Genomic DNA, 19,401 nt, shown 5'->3' with positions numbered 1-19,401 from the left:
TGGTGAAGACAATTGGTGAAATTAAAAACGGTACAAGATTATACACAAGGGCTGCTTGAAGGGAAAAGAACAGCGTTAGCTCAAGCCATTACTTTAATTGAAAGTAAAGCGCCGAAGCATAAAGTAATAGCACAACAGCTGATTAAAGAAATCTATCCTCATACGGGGCATTCAGTGCGCATTGGTTTTACAGGCGTACCCGGAGCAGGAAAAAGTACGCTGATTGACAAATTTGGGTCGTACCTATGCAAAAATGGCCATTCCGTTGCAGTTTTGGCAGTCGATCCAAGCAGTACCTTGTCTGGAGGAAGTATTTTAGGAGATAAAACGAGAATGGAGCTGCTTACCAAACAAGAGAACGCTTTTGTCCGTCCTTCACCTTCTCAAGGAACGCTTGGAGGTGTTCATCTTAAAACGAGAGAAGCCATTTTTCTTTGTGAAGCGGCTGGGTATAACATCATATTTGTCGAAACGATGGGTGTTGGCCAAGGTGAAATGATTGTAAAAGAGATGGTAGACTTCTTTGTTCTACTTGCTTTGACCGGAGCAGGAGATGATTTGCAAGGAATTAAAAAAGGGCTGCTTGAATGGGTTAATTTGATTTGTGTAAACAAAGCAGACGGGGATAACCGGCTAAAAGCAGAAGTGACTGCAAAAGAATACGAAAGCGTCATCGGTTTCCTTCACGGTCATTCTGGAGGGTGGAACCCACAGGTCATCACAACTTCTGCTTATGAAGAAGCATCGTTTCAAGACTTGTGGAAGATAATTTGTGACTATAAGGAATGGATGAATAAAAATGATCTGTTTTATACAGTAAGGCGAAAGCAAATGAAGGCATGGTTACAAGCAAGTGTTAATGAATATTTACAAGAATCATTTTATGAACATCCTTTAGTTAAGCAAACGTTAGGGGATGTTGAAAAACAAATGATGACGGGAGATGTCACAATGGCTGAAGCTCTCGAACGCTTGATTAAAACCTACCAGCAGGCGATGAAGGAAATATAAAAAAGGATCCTGCATTTTATGCGGATCCTTCTACACTAGGGAGTTAAGAGTATGGTTTTCTAGCTGTAAAAATAGTATCACCATTTCTTTTCTTGTTTAATCTTGATTACCAAGAAAAAATGAGTCAAAGCAATCGCCTTTTTAGTTTTCGTTTGCTATGATAAAGAATAGATAGCAAAAGGGAGGTATGAAAATGAATATCGATTTTAACTTGTTTATGAACGACGTTGTTCGTCAAGCCCGTAAAGAAATTACAGCTGCTGGTTATACAGAATTAACGACGGCTGAAGCGGTAGATGAAACGTTTAAAAAGCCTGGTACAACGCTTGTAATGGTGAATTCAGTCTGCGGTTGTGCAGGAGGTATTGCAAGACCTGCTGCAGCGCACGCTGTACATTATGATAAACGTCCAACAAACTTGGTTACAGTATTTGCTGGGCAAGATAAAGAAGCAACTGCGCGTGCACGCGAATACTTTGAAGGTTATCCGCCTTCGTCTCCATCTTTCGCCTTATTAAAAGACGGAAAAATTATCACAATGGTAGAACGTCACGAAATTGAAGGCCACGAGCCAATGTCAGTTGTGATGAAGCTGCAAGAAGCATTCGAACAGCATTGTGAAGAAGTGTAAGAGAGAAGCCGTTTTAAACGGCTTCTTTTTTTATGCGTTTTTTTACCTATCTGTATGCAGGCTTTCTAGAGAGTGGAAAATGTTGAGAAAAGGTATTTTCAAATAGTGAAACTTATATTTAAAAAAGATATTGCATATTTATAACGTTGTGTTAAAATACATTTATATGAATATATATTTAAATTTCGACATTTACTTGCAATAGTAAAAAACTTATTTCATAATATTATTAATTTTTAAAAAATAATGTAAGGAATAAACTAGGGGGAACGAAGATGAAATTGAAGAAGTGGTTATCGGTAACGGCAATTGGTCTTTTAACAGCAGGCGTTTTAGCTGCATGCGGAGCAGGAGAAGGAACGTCTAATGGCGGAGCAAGCAGCGACGACAAAGATAAAAAAGTACTAGTAATGGGAACATCAGCAGATTACCCACCATTTGAATATATTGATACGGCAAAAGGTGATAGTGAAGCAATCGGATTTGACGTAGATTTAGCAAAAGCAATCGGTAAAAAGTTAGGTTATGACGTACAGGTGAAGGATATGGAATTTGGCGGATTAATTCCAGCTTTACAATCTAATAAAGTCGATTTAGTTTTAGCTGGTATGACGCCAACTGAAAAGCGTAAAAAGAACGTGGACTTCTCAGACGTATATTATGAAGCAAAAAACATGATTGTATCGAAGAAAGATGCGCCAATTAAAAATGCAGAAGAACTAAAAGGGAAAACAGTCGGTGTACAAACTTCTTCTATCCAAGCAGACGAAGCAAAAGAAATTGCAAAAGAAGTTAACGGAGTAAATGTAACAACGCGTGACCGTATTCCAGAACTAATTCAAGAAATGAAATCAAATCGTATCGATGCAGCGATTATTGAAGATACAGTAGCTAAAGGGTATGTGAACAAAGACAAAAGCTTGCAAATGTCTGATACAGGACGTCCAGATTCAAGTAAAGGATCAGCAATCGCATTTCCTAAAGACAGCAAGCTAACGAATGACTTTAACCGTGAATTAAAGAAAATGAAAGAAAACGGTGAATTAGATAAATTAATCGTTAAGTGGTTTGACGACCAAAAATAAGAATGATAGTTAGAGAGGAATGGAACTAGGCATGAATTTGGATTTTTCGCAAATCGTGCCTTCTATGCCTTATATTTTAAAAGGGATAGGGGTAACGATACAGATAGTCCTAGCTTCAGCAATTTTAGGGTTTGTGCTGGGAGTTATTTTATCTTTATGTAAAATCAGCCGCAATAAACCTCTTCAATGGTTTGCGGATGCATATACGTCCGTGTTTCGCGGAACACCGCTAGTATTGCAATTATTATTAATATACTTTGGATTACCTCAGCTGCTCGGGTTTGATATTGCCCCGTTTCCAGCGGCCGTTGCTGCGTTCGGGCTAAACTCTGCAGCATATATATCTGAAATTATTCGCGCTGGTATTTTAGCTGTTGATAAAGGACAGCGTGAAGCGGCATTAGCGTTAGGAATTCCTTATCGCCGCATGATGGGACAAATTATTTTGCCACAGGCACTTAAAAATATTTTACCTGCTTTAATGAATGAGTTCATTACATTAACAAAGGAATCAGCTATCGTTACAGTTATCGGAGCACTCGACATTATGCGCCGTGCTTACATTGTAGGTGGAGAAAAATTCGCCTACCTTGAACCGTTAATTTTTGCAGGGTTGATTTATTATGTAATGGTAATGGGCTTAACGCTCCTTGGTAAAGCAGTCGAGAGGAGAATGAGAAAAGGTGATTAACGTTGAAAATTTACACAAATCATTTGGTAAAAATGAAGTTTTAAAAGGTATTTCAACTACGATTAAAGAAAAAGAAGTCGTAGCTGTTATTGGCCCTTCTGGTTCTGGTAAATCTACTTTTTTACGCTGTATGAACCTGCTTGAAGAACCGACGAGCGGAGTCGTTTCAATTAACGGTCAAGTGATTACAGATAAAAAAACAAACATTATGCGTGTGCGTGAAAACGTAGGAATGGTATTTCAGCATTTTCACTTGTTTCCACATATGACAGTGCTTGAAAATTTGACGTATGCTCCGATGACGGTAAAAGGCGTGTCAAGAGAAACGGCTGTTGCTAAAGGCAAAGAATTACTCCAAAAAGTGGGACTTGCTCAAAAAGCCAACGAGTTTCCAAATCGCTTATCGGGCGGTCAAAAGCAGCGTGTAGCTATTGCCAGAGCACTGGCAATGGAGCCGAAAGTGATGCTGTTTGACGAACCAACCTCAGCATTAGATCCAGAGATGGTAAAAGAAGTACTAGATGTAATGAAGTCGCTAACAGAAACAGGAATGACGATGGTCATTGTAACGCATGAAATGGGATTTGCACGAGAAGTAGCGGATCGTGTGCTGTTTTTAGACGGCGGTGTTCTTGTTGAAGATGCGCCTCCGGCTGAATTTTTCTCAGCGCCTAAAAGCAAGCGTGCTAAAGATTTCTTAGAAAAGATTTTATAATAAAAAAGTGCAGGAAGAGTACGATCTTTTCTGCACTTTTTTTATTGGAATTTATACGGTACAGCAAGATTTAAGGTTGTGTTATTTTTCTATTCGTGTTAATAAAGAATAGAGTATTTTATCACACTAAAAAGAAACCAACATGTAGGAGTCTAGAAAATGAAATTTAAAATTGGGTACCGGACAATTAAAACAGCCGTCGGTACATCACTGGCTATTATTATAGCTCAGTTCTTTCACCTCGAGTTTTTTGTATCAGCTGGAATTATCACCATTTTGTGCATTCAAAATTCAAAGAAAAAATCGTTGCGAAGTGCAAGCGATCGTTTTATTGCTTGTTCTTTATCCATTCTGTTTTCGTTTATATTCTTTGAAGGGATTGCTTATCATCCACTTGTTATAGGACTGATGCTGCTTTTGTTTATCCCGGTTACGGTTATATTCAAAGTTAATGCAGGCATTGTTACAAGCTCCGTTATTTTGCTTCATATTTACTCCAAAGGAAATATGACATGGGGAATCGTCTTTAATGAACTTGGCTTAATTGTAATTGGGATAGGTGTTGCCCTGCTTGTGAATTTATACATGCCAAGTTTAGATCAAGAGCTTCGCACGTATCAGCAAGAAATTGAAGAAAATTTCCGGTCGATGTTAAAAGAAATTGCCCTGTATCTCAGAACCAATGACAGCAGTTGGGACGGTAAGGAAATTGCAGATACGGTAAAAATTTTAGAAAAAGCAAAAAGCCTTGCGTTTCGTGATGTAGAAAATCATTTTGTGCGTGGGGAAAATTATTATTACCGCTATTTTAAAATTCGTGAAAAACAGCTTGAAATTATTGAGCGTACGCTTCCTCTCATTACCGCTATTGATTTGGTGGTAGAACAGCGCTACATGATTGCCGATTTCATTGAAGAATTAAGTCTATCCATCCACCCCGGTAATACAGCAAAATTATTTTTAGCCAAACTTCAGCATTTACGAGAAGCATTTGCAGAGATGCCGCTTCCCAAAACGCGGGAAGAGTTTGAAGCGCGTGCCGATTTACTGCACGTAGTCAAAGAAATTGAACAATATTTGGTTATTAAACAAACCTTAAAAATAAGCTAAACAGCATGCATGTTGTTTAGCTTGCTTACGAACACTAAATAAGACAAGAGATATCTCTCTTGTCTTTTACTTAGGACTAACGTAAGGTGGTGGATTACATGCATGTGTTTGCTTTTATCCTTTTACTACTATCTCCGGTTTGGCCATTAGGAGAAAATCCGTTGCCAAATGATCCTTATATTATTATTAATAAACAGAGCAATGAGCTTGCTTATATTCAAAATAAAGAAATTAAACAAATTATTAAAGTAGCAACGGGGAAAACAGTTAATCTGACGCCCGAAGGGGAGTTCACGGTAACAGTAAAAGCTGTTAATCCTTATTATCGGAGAAATAATATTGAAGGAGGCGCTCCTCAAAATCCTCTAGGTGTAAGGTGGATTGGGTTTGATGCAAGAGAGACTGACGGACGTATTTATGGCATTCACGGTACAAATCAGCCGGATTCCATCGGTAAATATGTATCGAATGGCTGTATTCGCGTAGAAAATCGTGAAGTAAGCCATTTATATGATCAAGTCCCGTTAGGTACAAAAGTCTGGATTGTATCTACAGATCAATCTTTTGAAGAGTTAGCCGCTCAAAAAGGCATTGTGAATATACAGCAAAAGACTGGTGACTAGTCACCAGTCTTTTTTATATGTTTGCATTGCACAAAGAAGCAGTGCATCTATGTTTTTAGTCATCAGTCTCGATTAAAACCACATGGCAAGTCCCGCTAAAAGCGTAGATATTAACATGACAAGAAGCATTAAAAACACAATGGTTTTTTGGATTTTCTTATTAGACATACAACCAAAGTCCTCCTACACGTTTTTTTCTTATTTTACATGTCTTCCGCTGCTTAGACAAGCAACTTTCTGTAGATACGCCAGCAGGAGATTTCTTTTGTTTTCAAGAATATGTGTAAATGAAAACGCTTTTTTAAAAGAGGTGAGAAAGTGATAAAAGGAATTGATCACATAGGAATAGCTGTAAAATCAATTGAAGGCAGCCTCCCTTTTTATGAAAAGGTATTAGGACTGTCTCTATTAAAAGTAGAAGAAGTAGAAGAACAAGGCGTAAAAGTTGCTTTTATTCAGTGCGGCAACGTAAAAATTGAATTATTAGAGCCGCTCTTTGAAGACAGTGCAGTCGGCGCGTTCATCCAAAAGAGAGGTGAAGGTCTTCATCATGTGGCTTTAGGTGTGCGCACGATTGAAGAACGGATTAACGAGTTAAAGGAAAAGGGTGTACAAATGATTGACGATGTTCCGAGAAAAGGCGCAGGGGAAGCATCCATTGCTTTTTTGCATCCAAAGTCAGCAAACGGTGTTCTTTATGAGCTCTGTGAAAAAACACTAGAGGAGGAGAAGAAACATGGTTGACATTTATGATAAATTAAATGAATTGTACGATAAGCGCCGGAAGATCGAGTTAGGCGGTGGGGACGAAAAAATTGAAAAACAGCACCATAAAGGGAAACTAACGGCACGTGAACGAATTGAAATTCTTTTGGATGAACATACATTTGTCGAATTAAATCCATTTATTGAACATCGGTGTGCGGATTTCAGTATGAATAATCAAGTAGGACCAGGAGACGGGGTAGTAACAGGTTACGGCAAGATAAACGGTCGCTCAGTCTATTTGTTTTCGCAAGATTTTACGGTATTCGGAGGCGCGTTAGGTGAAATGCATGCTAAAAAAATTGCGCACGTAATGGACTTAGCTGCTAAAACAGGCGTGCCGTTTATTGGGTTAAATGATTCAGGCGGGGCTCGTATTCAAGAGGGCGTCATGTCTCTTGATGGATACGGTCATATTTTTTATCGAAATGCCATTTATTCGGGTGTCATGCCTCAAATATCTGTTATTATGGGGCCTTGTGCAGGCGGAGCCGTGTACTCACCGGCGATTACGGACTTTGTTTTTATGGTAGAAGAAACAAGTCAAATGTTCATTACAGGACCAAAAGTAATTGAAACGGTAACGGGAGAAAGCATTTCCTCAGAAAATCTTGGAGGAGCAGCTGTTCATAACGAAATTAGCGGTAATGCCCATTTTAGAGGTGCAACAGAACAAGAGGTGCTAGAACAAGTACGAATGCTCTTAAGCTATCTTCCTCAGTCTAGCCAAGAGCAGCCTCCTTTAGCCTCAAAGGCAGAGTGTGATCATTATCGTCCGGATTTATTAGACGTTGTCCCGTTTGATGCCGTGCGCCCTTACGATGTGCGTCAAGTCATTCACCAAGTAGTGGACGAGCACTCATTTTTTGAAGTGCAAAAAGACTTTGCAAGAAATATTGTCATTGGTTTTGCCCGCATAGATGGAAAAGTTGTCGGACTTGTGTGTAACCAGCCTAAAGTAATGGCAGGCAGTTTAGATATTAACTCCTCAGATAAAGCAGCAAGGTTTATTCGATTTTGCGATTCATTTAATATCCCACTTATTACATTTGAAGATGTTACAGGTTTTTTCCCAGGTATCAAGCAGGAACATGGCGGAATTATACGTCATGGTGCTAAAATTTTATATGCATACTCTGAAGCTACCGTTCCGAAAATCACGGTGATTTTGCGGAAGGCGTACGGCGGTGCATACGTAGCTTTAAATAGTAAATCGATTGGAGCGGACCTTGTGTATTCGTGGCCGAATGCCGAAATCGCTGTTATGGGTCCTCAAGGTGCTGCAAATATTATCTTTGCAAACGACATTCGAGGTAGCGAAAACCCAGATGAAACAAGACACGAAAAAATTGAACAGTATCGCGAGAAATTTGCTAATCCTTACGTAGCGGCAAGCGCTGGAATGGTGGATGATGTTATTGATCCTAGGGAAACGCGAATAAAATTAATACAAGCGCTTGAAATGTTGCACAATAAAAAGGAAGAGCGTCCAGCAAAGAAACATGGTAACATACCATTGTAGGTTATTTTTGGAGGGATTACATATTATGATTAATGAACAACGAATCGTTGATTTATTTATTGAATTAGTACAAGTAGACTCAGAAACAAAGCATGAAGAAAAAATTGCTGTTGTACTAAAAGAAAAATTTACCGCATTAGGCGTCGAAGTAGTAGAAGATGATGCCAAAGAAAAAACGGGCCACGGAGCCAACAACTTAATCTGCACACTGCCAGCTACAAAAGAAGGCGTAGACACAATCTACTTTACTTCTCATATGGATACAGTCGTACCTGGAAACGGTATTAAACCATCTATTGAAGATGGCTATATTAAAAGTGACGGCACGACAATTCTTGGAGCGGATGATAAAGCAGGCTTAGCAGCAATGCTAGAAGCCATCACCGTATTAAAAGAAGAAAACATCGCGCACGGCAAAATTGAATTTATTATTACAGTAGGAGAAGAATCTGGCTTAGTGGGCGCTAAAGCTCTTGATTCTAGTCTCGTAACGGCAAAATTCGGCTATGCTTTAGATAGCGATGGCAAAGTGGGAGACATTATCGTTGCTGCGCCGACGCAAGCAAAAGTAAATGCAACAATTTATGGAAAAACAGCTCATGCAGGTGTAGCTCCTGAACGAGGCGTTTCTGCTATTACGATTGCTTCAAGAGCCATTTCTAAAATGCCGCTTGGACGTATTGATGAAGAGACTACAGCGAATATTGGACGCTTTGAAGGTGGAACGCAAACGAATATCGTGTGTGACCGCGTTGATATTTTAGCAGAAGCTCGTTCATTAATTCCAGAAAAAATGGAAGCACAAGTAGCGAAAATGAAAGAAGCGTTTGAAACAGCTGCACAAGAAATGGGCGGACGTGCAGAAGTTGATATTAAAGTGATGTATCCAGGCTTTAAATTTGGCGATGGAGATCATGTTGTCGAAGTTGCTAAAAAAGCCGTGGCTAATATCGATCGTCCTTCACGCCTGCTTCAAAGCGGAGGCGGAAGCGATGCAAATGTAATCGCAGGCTTTGATATCCCAACAGTAAATTTAGCAGTTGGTTATGAAGACATTCATACAACAAATGAAAAAATTCCGGTAGAAGAACTGGTGAAGACATCTGAACTAGTAGTGTCGATTATTAAAGAAGTAGCAAAATAATAGTTGCAGCCTTGCTTTTATATAAAAGCAAGGCTTTTTACATAGTGAATAGTAAATAGTCTGAATTTTTTAACATAATGTATAATGAAGAAAAGACGGTCGTTTTGTACAATAAAGTTAGTAATACATTTTACCAAAGTAGAAGTTGAGAATAACGTATATAAAAAATATGTAAGCGCTTTCAATTTTAGTTTTATCAACAGATATCCTTGGGAGGTTGATGCAATGCGATCACAGGAAAGTTTGCAGTCCATCATTCAAAACTTTAATGAAGTAGAAAAAGGGTTGTCAAATAGAGAAGCGGTCGAAGAATCTAATCGATGTTTGTACTGTTATGATGCACCCTGTATTCAGGCATGCCCTACAGGAATTGACATCCCGACGTTTATTAAAAAAATTGCATCGGGCAATTTAAAGGGGTCTGCCGAAACGATTATGTCTTCTAATCCCGTAGGAGCAAGCTGTTCGAGAGTTTGTCCAACCGATGAACTATGTGAAGGAGCGTGTGTGCTTAACCACTCAACCAAACCAATTATGATTGGAGATTTGCAGCGCTACGCAACGGATTGGGCTATTCAAAATGAACAGGTGCTGTTTGAGAAAGGAAGAGCAAATGGCAAAAAGGTAGCAATTGTTGGGGGAGGTCCGGCTGGTCTCTCTGCAGCAAGAGAACTGGCCCGATTTGGGTATGACGTAACCATTTTTGAAGCGGAAAAACAAGCAGGAGGGTTAAATACATATGGAATCGTGTCGTTTCGTCTTCCTCAAGCGATTTCATTCTGGGAAGTTGAACAAGTGAAAAATTTAGATGTAAAAATTAAAACAAACGTAAGAATTGGAGAAGATATTCTTCCAAGCGAATTGCTGCAGTCGTATGACGCGGTTGTATTAGCTATTGGTATGAGCAAGGTGCCTTCTCTATATGTTGAAGGTGAAGAGCTAGACGGTGTGTATGATGCGATTGATTTTGTGAAAAAAACGAAGTCAGAAGCGTTATCAACAGAATTTGTGGGTAAGCGTGTTGCCGTCATTGGTGCGGGAAATACTGCGATTGATGGTGCTACGTGTTCCGTGCGCTTGGGGGCTGAAAATGTTCAAATTTTATACCGTCGTACACGAGAAGAAATGACGGCTTATGATTTTGAATTTGAATTTGCGAAACAAGATGGTGTTGAATTCCGCTGGTTAACGGCTCCTATACGAATTATTGGAGATGAAAATGGTAAGGTGAGCGGGATTGAATGTGTAAAAATGACGTTAACAGATCCAGATGCAGACGGCCGAAGAAAGCCTGTTCCTGTTGAAGGTTCAACGTTTACCATTCCAGTCGATGCTGTTGTTAAAGCAATTGGTCAAGAACGGTATCTGTCTTTGATTCAACAATTTCAGCTGCATCATGAAGACGGAGTTGTCTTAATTAATCAAGAGACGTTTCAAACATCAAATCCAAAAGTATTTGCTTGCGGAGACGTTATTTTTGGTAAAGGGCAAGGAGAAGCAATGGTTGTGACCGCTGCTCAGCAAGGAAAACAAACGGCGTTAAATATTCATATGCAGTTAACAAAAGAAACAATGGAAACAGCTTAAAATCAGGAGGAGGAGAAATCTATGGCAGATTTAACAACAAATTTAGCAGGTATTCAATCACCAAATCCGTTTTGGCTGGCATCCGCACCGCCAACCAATTCAGGTTATCAAGTGCAGCGTGCATTTGAAGCAGGATGGGGAGGCGCAGTTTGGAAAACGCTTGGTGATCCGATTTTAAATGTTTCCTCTCGATTTGCTGCCGTTGGCTTCAATGGTCAGCGCGTAGCCGGCTTTAATAATATTGAGTTAATCACCGATCGTCCCCTTGAAGTTAATTTGAAGGAAATCTATGAAACGAAAAAGAAGTTTCCTAACCACGCAATTATTGCCTCTCTTATGGTAGAGCCTCAGCAAGAAAAATGGCATGAAATTGTCAAAAAAGTAGAAGACGTAGGAGTGGATGGATTAGAGCTGAACTTTGGGTGTCCGCATGGGATGGCAGAACGAGGGATGGGTGCTGCCTCTGGGCAAGTCCCTGATTTGGTTGAAAAACAAACGCATTGGGCTAAAGAAGTTGCCCAAACGCCGGTCATTGTTAAATTAACCCCAAATATCACAGATATCACCGTTACAGCAGAAGCAGCGGTTCGAGGCGGTGCTGACGCTGTGAGCATGATTAACACTATTAATAGTTTAGCAGGAGTAGACATTCATTCATGGAATACGATTCCACACGTAGCAGGAAAAGGCGCTCACGGAGGTTATTGCGGCCCGGCTGTTAAGCCGATTGCATTAAACATGGTTGCTGAATGTGCGAGAAGTCCGTTTATTAACGTTCCAATATCAGGTATGGGAGGCGTTTCGAACTGGCAAGAAGCCGTCGAATTTATGCTCATGGGTGCTACAGGTGTGCAAGTATGTACAGCTGCTATGCATCACGGGTTCCGCATTGTAGAGGATATGATTCAAGGTCTCAATTATTATTTGGATGAAAGAGGAATCGAAAAAGTAAGTGATATTGTAGGGAAAGCCGTTTCAAAATATTCCGACTGGGGCAACTTAGATCTCAATTATAAAGTAGTGGCTCGCATCGATCCGGAGACGTGTATTAACTGCAATAAATGTCATATTTCTTGTGAAGATACTTCTCACCAATGTATTGATATGCTGAAAGACCCTTCAGGGAAATCTTATTTAAAAGTAAGAGAAGAAGATTGTGTAGGCTGTAATTTATGTTCGATTGTATGTCCGGTGGACGGGGCTATATCCATGGTTGAATTACCGAATGAACAGCCTCCAATGACGTGGAATGAACGCCAAGCTGCTTTACAAGCGACGGCTGCACAGCGATTAGACGTATAAAGACAAAGGGGATGAAGAAATGAAGAAAATCGTTAAAAATGGTGTGGTAGTCACAGCAACAGATACGTATAAAGCCGATATTTTAATTGAAAATGGAGTTATTTCGGCAATTGGCTCGGCATTTGAAGAGCAGGGCTGTGAAGTGATTGATGCAAAAGGCAACTATATATTTCCAGGAGGCATCGATCCTCATACTCATTTAGATATGCCGTTTGGAGGCACCGTTACAAAAGATGACTTTGAAACAGGTACAAGAGCAGCAGCTTTTGGAGGCACGACAACTGTTATTGATTTTTGCTTAACCAATAAAGGCGAACCGCTGCAAAAAGCGATCGGCACATGGCATGAAAAATCGACAGGAAAAGCGGCTATCGATTATAGCTTTCATCTAATGATTGGAGAAATCACGGAAGATGTATTAAATGAGCTTCCTACGATTATTGAAAAAGAGGGAATTACTTCTTTTAAAGTGTTCATGGCCTATAAAAATGTTTTTCAAGCAGACGATGCTACCCTTTATCAAACGCTAGTGCAAGCTAAAAAACTAGGGGCGCTTGTGATGGTACATGCTGAAAATGGAGATGTTATTGAGTATTTAACGGCACAAGCACTAGAACAAGGACAAACCGATCCTATCTATCATGCACTGACTCGTCCTCCAGAAATAGAAGGAGAAGCTACGGGAAGAGCTGCGGTGCTAACGGAGCTGGCTGACTCACAGCTCTATGTTGTTCACGTTTCGTGCGCTGAAGCGGTTAAAAAGATTGCTGAAGCAAGGGAAAAAGGCGTAAATATCTGGGGCGAAACGTGTCCGCAATATTTGACGCTTGACCAAACCTATTTAGAAAAACCGAATTTTGAAGGAGCAAAGTACGTATGGTCGCCGCCTTTACGTGAAAAATGGAACCAAGATGTTTTGTGGAATGCTCTGCGTAATGGCGACTTGCAAACGATTGGATCAGATCAGTGTTCGTTTGATTTTAACGGTCAAAAAGATCTCGGAAAAGGAGATTTTACGAAAATTCCAAACGGAGGCCCTATTATCGAGGATCGCATGAGTATTTTATTTTCAGAAGGAGTAGTGAAGAAACGAATTAATATCAATCAGTTTGTAGATATAACATCAACAAAAATTGCTAAGCTGTTCGGACTGTACCCGAAAAAAGGAACAATAGCGGTTGGCGCAGACGCGGATCTGCTTATATTTGACCCTTCTGTCGAACGTACGATTTCAGCAAACACACATCATATGGCAGTCGATTATAGCGCATTTGAGGGAATGAAAGTCACGGGTGAGCCGGTTTCAGTACTTTGCCGCGGGGAATTTGTCGTAAAAGATAAGCAGTTTGTCGGTCAAAAAGGCTACGGACAATTTACAAAACGAGCAAAGTTTAATGAGTTAAACACGGCTAACGAAGCTGAAAAATTAATGTTATAAAAACAGATGAAGAAATAGATCGGGGGCAGGGAAATGTCAAGTTATCATGAATATATGGCAGAGCGAGAAAAGATTGATTTTTTGCTGCAAAAAGGATTTAAAATAACAGCCGTAACGGAGAATCTAAGCGGGGCATTTGTGACGTTTGAACGCACCGAAAATAACCAAACCGAACAAGAAACCCTTCATATATTGACGGCGGATGCTAGAAAATATTTTTCATCCGTACTGATTCAACAAGTATAAAAATGGAGGCCGGGACAAAATTATTTTAGCTGAAGGAAGATCCGAACGATGAATCGTTCGGATTTTTTTATTGCTAGGGTGAACGCAGGTTTCATGTGCGTAGGTGCTTCTAGCTGTTGATTGGAATTTTAATTATGTTTCAATCTCTTTATTTGTTTACTAATCCCTGTAAGTTTTTTACTATATTGGTTGACAAAAGTGATCCGTTTTTGTGTTTTTTTCGTTTTGGATGTGAAACAAAATAACTAGATATTATCCATTGACTGTATTACAGTTGTTACATTTCGTTTACATCGAAAGAGAAAAGGTTTAGTTATCTAGTAAATTGTAGTAAATATTATAGTAGAACGTTTTCAAACTAAATCTATTAAATACGAAAAGGGTGTGACACGGATGGATCAAGCTATGCAGTGTATGACACAGGAAGAAACAAAAATTATTGATAAATTAAAAATGGAAATGTTAAATGCAGTGTCACTACAAGATTTGCGTTTTTATAAAAAAGAAATTCATCGAATTAAAGAACAAGCGGTTAAACGCCAAGGTTTTTTTAATAAATTACAGCAAACAGCTCAGAAGCTGTAACGATCCATTATCGTTACAGCTTTTTTCGTTTCTTTCATTAAATATTTTATTTCTTCTAAATATTTAATATAATGTAAGAAGATATAGCTTTTGTTCTACACATATGCGAAATACGCGTTAATGATCCAGGAGACATGATGTGAAATTCGCTAGGGGCGGTGTTGACTTGAAATCATATTTAACAGTAACAGAGATTTTAACAAGGAAACATTTTGTAAACTGTGAAGTAATAGCTGGAGAGAAAGGGCTTACTAATTCTGTTAAGTGGGTGCACGTGATGGAAGTGACGCGCATTAATGAGCTGCTAAAAGGAAACGAGCTCATTTTATCAACAGGGGTAGGCTGGGGAGAAGATTCTCAATCTTGTTTATCATTTCTTCAGCAATTAATTTCTTGCAAGGCATCAGGACTGTGTATTGAACTTGGCACTTATACTTCTAAGATTCCGCAAATTGTAATTGATAAAGCGAACGAATGTGATTTTCCGATTATTTTATTTCACGAGGAAGTTCCGTTCGTTGAAATTACGCAAGATGTTCACTCGCTTTTAATTAATCAGCACTATCAAATGATTTCCGATTTAGAACAGTATTCTCATAGGCTAAATCAGCTGCTGTTAACAGTTAATGATCCGGCCCTCATCTTACAGTGTTTATATGAATCTACGGGGCTTCTTGTCGGCCTTAAAGTTTCAAATGAATTGTTTACCTTTGCTCCTGAGATGGACTTGCTCAAACAGCAGCTTCTACTTCATTATATAAGCAGGGAAAATGAAAGTCCGCATTTTACTGAGCAGCCTATTCATTTATTAGGACAAGATTATGCTCAGCTATATGTTGCTTCTATAAATGAAGCGTTAACAGAACTTGAAGTTCTCACCGTTGACCGAACGGCGACTGCACTTGCTCAGCATTTTTTGAAGGACCTGTATGTTGAAGAGAAAAAAAGAGTAGATGAAACCGAATGGATGACGAAATGGATGAACGGAGAGTTAACTCTTGAACAAATAAAAGACTCTATGCACGAAGTGTGTTCAGATTCGCCTATCCGCGGAGGTGTCGTTGTTTGCTGTAAGTGGCAAAAGCGGGAGAAGTTTGATCGAACATATTTTAAGCTGATCTTGCGAAGCATTTTTGAACAAGAAGGCTTTCACTTATTAGTCTCCGAGCGAAATCGCGAAGTATTATTTATTCTTTTGAACAAACGAATGGTTAGCACGTGGAGAGAGAGACTAGAAAACAGCCTTCATCGCTGGATGAATCAATATGAATCGGATGAAAATTCAAAGAGGAACGCCATTAGCTTTATCGGAATTGGCCAATACTGTGAACAGCTTGACTGCATGCATAAAAGCTATGAAACGGCTAAAGAAACGATTTCGATTCAAGAAATGCTGCAAAAACAAACCATTATTCATTTTTATGATGATTTGCATATGTACCGGATTATTTCGCTTTTACATCAGCATGAAGACCTACAGGAAGTGGTGTTTGAATATCTGCAGCCCGTTATTACATATGATGAAACGTATAATGCAAAACTCATGGAAACATTAAAAATTTATTTAGCATGCAACGGATCTAAACAAGAGACGGCTAAGCGTTTATACATTGTCCGGCAAACGCTGTATCACCGTATCGAAAAACTAGAAAAGCTGCTGGGTGAAGACTTTATGGAGCCGGAAAAACGACTGGCAATTGAGTTTATGATTATGGCATATGAATATTTGTTTATGATGAAAAAGTCGCGCGCGGAATTTATAAACGGATAAGTAAGCAGCTGGAAACAGCTGTTTTTTTATGTTGAGGATGATTTTACTATATGTTCATTTTAGTTCATGCTTTCTCCTAGTTCACTGCGCAAAATGTGAAACGAGAATCTAGAGTTGTTTCACATTTTGTCTAATGCAACCACCATTTATTTATTCAATAATAAAGGTAGATTTGTCATTTCTTATTTTTTGAGGAGGCCAAGCGATATGTCAGTTGTGAATAATGATACGCAAGTTTTAAAAAATTACGTGGGCGGAAAATGGGTTGATACGGCAGGGGGAAAATTTGGAGAGGTAATTAATCCATCGACGGGCGAAGTCATTGCAAAAGTACCGCTTTCTACAAAAGAAGACGTAGCCAATGCGGTGGAAACAGCTCAAAAAACATTTGAAACATGGCGTAACGTTCCTGCTCCAAAACGAGCAAGATTAATGTTTGCGTTTCAGCATTTACTAGTTAAGCATCATGAAGAGTTAGCTAAATTAGTGGTACAAGAAAACGGCAAGGCTTTTAAAGAAGCTTACGGTGAAGTACAGCGCGGTATTGAATGCGTGGAGTTTGCCGCGGGTGCTCCTACTTTATTAATGGGGGAATCATTAAATAACATAGCGGAAGAAATTGATTCTGAGATGTTCCGTTTTCCACTGGGTGTCGTTGGCGGCATCACACCTTTTAACTTTCCGATGATGGTACCGCTTTGGATGTTCCCTCTTGCCATTGTATGTGGAAATGCGTTTGTATTAAAACCGTCTGAGCGAACGCCGCTTTTAGCAACGCGACTTGCTGAACTTTTTACAGAAGCAGGAGCACCGGATGGATTATTAAATATTGTGCACGGGGCACACGACGTTGTGAACGGATTAATAGAGCATGAAAAAGTTAAAGCGATTTCATTCGTCGGATCGCAGCCGGTAGCAAAATATGTTTATGAACAAGCTGCATCTCAAGGGAAACGAGTTCAGGCTTTATCTGGAGCTAAAAATCATCATGTTGTGATGCCAGACTGCGATATGGATAAAGCGGTATCACATATTATCAGCTCCGCTTATGGAAGTGCCGGCCAGCGATGCATGGCGTGCAGCGCAGTGGTCGTGGTTGGTGAAAAAGGCGATGAATTCGTCGCAAAATTAAAGCAAAAAGCAGATGAATTAATTATGGGAAGCGGCTTTGATGATGAAGTGCTTCTAACGCCTGTGATTCGAAAAGAGCACCGTGATAAGGTGCTGGATTATATTGAACTTGGCATGAAAGAAGGAGCGGAACTCATTCGTGACGGACGTAAAGAAATGGATGAACATACGGAAGGCAATTTCTTAGGAGCAACAATTTTTGACCGCGTAACTCCTGATATGACCATTGCTAAAGAAGAGATTTTTGCACCTGTACTAAGCTTGCTTCGTGCTGACACATTAGATGAAGCACTTCGCTATATGGAAAAATCCCGTTTTGGAAATGGAGCAACGATTTATACCAAAGATGCAAAAGCGGTGCGTCAATTTAGAGAAGAAGCAGATGCTGGTATGCTCGGTATTAACGTAGGAGTACCTGCTACAATGGCCTTCTTCCCATTCTCCGGTTGGAAAGACTCTTTTTACGGAGATTTGCATGTCAACGGCAAAGACGGTTTGAACTTCTTTACACGTAAAAAGATGGTTACATCACGCTTTGACTTTTAACATATAGATGAATATAGCAAGTGGCTTCGGCATTTTGTCGAAGTCTTTTCATACAGAAAAAAATACCGCGCTAGCGATTTGGGAGTGGATAAGATGGTACAGGTCAGTCAAAATGAAAAAGATCTGCGTGCAAAAGATGAGCAGTATGTATGGCATGGAATGAAACCATACAGTCCGGATGCAACGATGGTAGCTACAAAAGCAAAAGGTGCTTGGATTACAGATGAGCAAGGAAATCGCTATTTAGATGCAATGGCAGGGCTTTGGTGTGTAAATACCGGGTATGGACGGGATGAGTTAGCGCTCGCAGCCTATGAGCAGCTAAAAGAACTGGCTTATTTTCCCCTCACTCAATCTCACGTACCTGCTATCAAACTGGCAGAGAAGCTAAATGAAATGCTAGGTGATGACTATGTTATCTTCTTTTCAAACAGCGGATCTGAAGCAAATGAAACGGCTTTTAAAATTGTGCGTCAGTACCATCAGCAAAAAGGAGAGCATTCTCGCTACAAATTTATTTCGCGTTACCGAGGGTATCATGGGAATTCAATGGGCGCACTAGCAGCAACGGGCCAAGCTCAGCGTAAATATAAATATGAACCGCTTGCCCCTGGCTTTATTCACGTTGCCCCGCCTGATTCGTACCGAGGGCAAGATGACTACGATGCACCGAAAGAACAGCTTCAATCTGTAAAAGATATTGACAATGTTATGACGTGGGAGCTAAGTGAAACGATTGCCGCTGTTATTATGGAGCCAATTATTACAGGAGGAGGAATTCTTTTACCGCCTCAAAATTATATGAAAGGCGTAAAAGAAACGTGTGAAAAACACGGTGCACTTTTAATTGCAGATGAAGTTATTTGCGGCTTTGGACGTACAGGAGAAGCCTTTGGTTTTATGAATTACGATGTAAAACCAGATATCATTACCATGGCAAAAGGAATTACAAGCGCATATCTTCCGCTCTCTGCAACTGCTGTTAAAAAAGAAATTTATGAAGCGTTCAAAGATAGCGATCAGTACGAGTATTTTCGCCATGTTAATACATTTGGAGGAAGTCCAGCTGCGTGTGCACTGGCATTAAAGAATTTAGAAATTATGGAGAGAGAAAATCTTTTTGACCGTTCTAAACAGCTTGGAGCTTACGTATTAAGTGAGCTAAAGCCGCTTATCGATAGCCACCCATACGTTGGAGACGTAAGAGGTAAAGGGCTTTTAATTGGAATTGAACTTGTAGCTGATAAACAAACGAAGGCACCGTTAGACGTTAATCTTGTAAATGAAGTGATTGCTAAATGCAAAAGCAAAGGAGTCATTATTGGAAAAAATGGAGCAACGGTGGCCGGCTATAATAATGTTCTCACCCTCTCGCCGCCTCTCAACATTGAGGAAAGTGATATTGAGCTGTTATTAGCTACTATTACGTATGCACTTGACAGCATCAAATAGGTAAGTTTGCAAAAAGCCTGTATAATATACTTACAGGCTTTTTGTG

At 39.7% G+C, this 19,401-nt stretch carries 19 protein-coding genes; 18 read left to right on the top strand and 1 reads right to left on the bottom strand.

All coding sequences use genetic code 11. The features are described 5' to 3' along the window. Positions 1 to 15: 15 nt before the first annotated feature. The 7 genes from meaB (at position 16) to ACFX4G_RS01860 (ending at position 5,866) form a co-directional block, all read left to right on the top strand. The gene (meaB, locus tag ACFX4G_RS01890) at positions 16 to 1,011 is read left to right on the top strand and encodes a methylmalonyl Co-A mutase-associated GTPase MeaB (protein ID WP_053487728.1); all 996 of its coding nucleotides are present in this window, start codon (positions 16 to 18) and stop codon (positions 1,009 to 1,011) included. A 193-nt stretch (positions 1,012 to 1,204) separates the two neighbouring features. Continuing rightward, positions 1,205 to 1,642, top strand: a complete 438-nt coding sequence (locus ACFX4G_RS01885) for a BrxA/BrxB family bacilliredoxin (RefSeq protein ID WP_013059116.1) — start codon at positions 1,205 to 1,207, stop codon at positions 1,640 to 1,642. Positions 1,643 to 1,923: 281 nt separating this feature from the next. Then, positions 1,924 to 2,727, top strand: coding sequence for a transporter substrate-binding domain-containing protein (locus ACFX4G_RS01880; protein ID WP_371399834.1), 804 nt, complete (start codon positions 1,924 to 1,926; stop codon positions 2,725 to 2,727). Positions 2,728 to 2,758: 31 nt separating this feature from the next. Further along, positions 2,759 to 3,418, top strand: a complete 660-nt coding sequence (locus ACFX4G_RS01875) for an amino acid ABC transporter permease (protein WP_013059114.1) — start codon at positions 2,759 to 2,761, stop codon at positions 3,416 to 3,418. Beyond that, the gene (locus ACFX4G_RS01870) at positions 3,411 to 4,133 is read left to right on the top strand and encodes an amino acid ABC transporter ATP-binding protein (RefSeq protein ID WP_013059113.1); all 723 of its coding nucleotides are present in this window, start codon (positions 3,411 to 3,413) and stop codon (positions 4,131 to 4,133) included. The genes ACFX4G_RS01875 and ACFX4G_RS01870 overlap by 8 nt, the downstream gene beginning before the upstream one ends. 159 nt (positions 4,134 to 4,292) lie before the next feature. Further along, the gene (locus ACFX4G_RS01865) at positions 4,293 to 5,243 is read left to right on the top strand and encodes an aromatic acid exporter family protein (protein WP_013059112.1); all 951 of its coding nucleotides are present in this window, start codon (positions 4,293 to 4,295) and stop codon (positions 5,241 to 5,243) included. Positions 5,244 to 5,341: 98 nt separating this feature from the next. Next, complete coding sequence (locus ACFX4G_RS01860; protein WP_013059111.1) at positions 5,342 to 5,866, top strand: L,D-transpeptidase; 525 nt, start codon at positions 5,342 to 5,344, stop codon at positions 5,864 to 5,866. A gap of 72 nt (positions 5,867 to 5,938) precedes the next feature. Here the strand turns inward: ACFX4G_RS01860 and prli42 are convergent, their stop codons facing one another. Beyond that, positions 5,939 to 6,034, bottom strand: a complete 96-nt coding sequence (gene prli42, locus ACFX4G_RS01855; RefSeq protein WP_149917156.1) for a stressosome-associated protein Prli42 — start codon at positions 6,032 to 6,034, stop codon at positions 5,939 to 5,941. Between the two features lie 150 nt (positions 6,035 to 6,184). On the opposite strand from prli42, the gene mce reads away from it, so the two are divergent. From mce to ACFX4G_RS01800, 11 genes are all read left to right on the top strand, one after another. Then, positions 6,185 to 6,610 carry a methylmalonyl-CoA epimerase gene (mce, locus tag ACFX4G_RS01850; protein ID WP_029320258.1) on the top strand — a complete coding sequence of 142 codons (426 nt, stop codon included), beginning with the start codon at positions 6,185 to 6,187 and terminating at the stop codon, positions 6,608 to 6,610. Continuing rightward, a complete protein-coding gene (locus tag ACFX4G_RS01845) occupies positions 6,603 to 8,153 on the top strand; it encodes an acyl-CoA carboxylase subunit beta (RefSeq protein ID WP_013059109.1) in 1,551 nt (516 codons plus the stop codon). The genes mce and ACFX4G_RS01845 overlap by 8 nt, the downstream gene beginning before the upstream one ends. A 25-nt stretch (positions 8,154 to 8,178) precedes the next feature. Then, a complete protein-coding gene (locus ACFX4G_RS01840; protein WP_013084962.1) occupies positions 8,179 to 9,297 on the top strand; it encodes a tripeptidase T in 1,119 nt (372 codons plus the stop codon). A gap of 225 nt (positions 9,298 to 9,522) precedes the next feature. Then, a complete protein-coding gene (locus tag ACFX4G_RS01835; protein WP_377572711.1) occupies positions 9,523 to 10,884 on the top strand; it encodes an NAD(P)-dependent oxidoreductase in 1,362 nt (453 codons plus the stop codon). A 21-nt stretch (positions 10,885 to 10,905) separates the two neighbouring features. Next, complete coding sequence (gene preA / locus ACFX4G_RS01830) at positions 10,906 to 12,186, top strand: NAD-dependent dihydropyrimidine dehydrogenase subunit PreA (RefSeq protein ID WP_377572709.1); 1,281 nt, start codon at positions 10,906 to 10,908, stop codon at positions 12,184 to 12,186. Between the two features lie 19 nt (positions 12,187 to 12,205). Further along, positions 12,206 to 13,624 carry a dihydropyrimidinase gene (hydA, locus tag ACFX4G_RS01825; RefSeq protein WP_377572707.1) on the top strand — a complete coding sequence of 473 codons (1,419 nt, stop codon included), beginning with the start codon at positions 12,206 to 12,208 and terminating at the stop codon, positions 13,622 to 13,624. A 33-nt stretch (positions 13,625 to 13,657) separates the two neighbouring features. Continuing rightward, positions 13,658 to 13,870: a hypothetical protein gene (locus ACFX4G_RS01820; RefSeq protein WP_013084958.1), complete on the top strand. Its 213-nt coding sequence runs from the start codon at positions 13,658 to 13,660 to the stop codon at positions 13,868 to 13,870. Positions 13,871 to 14,263: 393 nt separating this feature from the next. Further along, the gene (locus ACFX4G_RS01815) at positions 14,264 to 14,455 is read left to right on the top strand and encodes a hypothetical protein (RefSeq protein WP_013084957.1); all 192 of its coding nucleotides are present in this window, start codon (positions 14,264 to 14,266) and stop codon (positions 14,453 to 14,455) included. A gap of 139 nt (positions 14,456 to 14,594) precedes the next feature. Continuing rightward, on the top strand, positions 14,595 to 16,226 hold the full coding sequence (locus ACFX4G_RS01810) for a PucR family transcriptional regulator (RefSeq protein ID WP_097824571.1): 1,632 nt from the start codon (positions 14,595 to 14,597) through the stop codon (positions 16,224 to 16,226). A gap of 207 nt (positions 16,227 to 16,433) precedes the next feature. Next, complete coding sequence (locus ACFX4G_RS01805; RefSeq protein WP_043976292.1) at positions 16,434 to 17,903, top strand: CoA-acylating methylmalonate-semialdehyde dehydrogenase; 1,470 nt, start codon at positions 16,434 to 16,436, stop codon at positions 17,901 to 17,903. A gap of 93 nt (positions 17,904 to 17,996) precedes the next feature. Then, complete coding sequence (locus ACFX4G_RS01800) at positions 17,997 to 19,355, top strand: aspartate aminotransferase family protein (protein ID WP_043976294.1); 1,359 nt, start codon at positions 17,997 to 17,999, stop codon at positions 19,353 to 19,355. Positions 19,356 to 19,401: the final 46 nt, after the last annotated feature.

Origin of the sequence: Priestia sp. YIM B13486, assembly GCF_042787865.1 — a bacterium.
In the GTDB taxonomy this organism is placed as follows: Bacteria; Bacillota; Bacilli; order Bacillales; family Bacillaceae_H; genus Priestia; species Priestia megaterium.
This window is presented reverse-complemented; position numbering and strand designations above follow the sequence as displayed.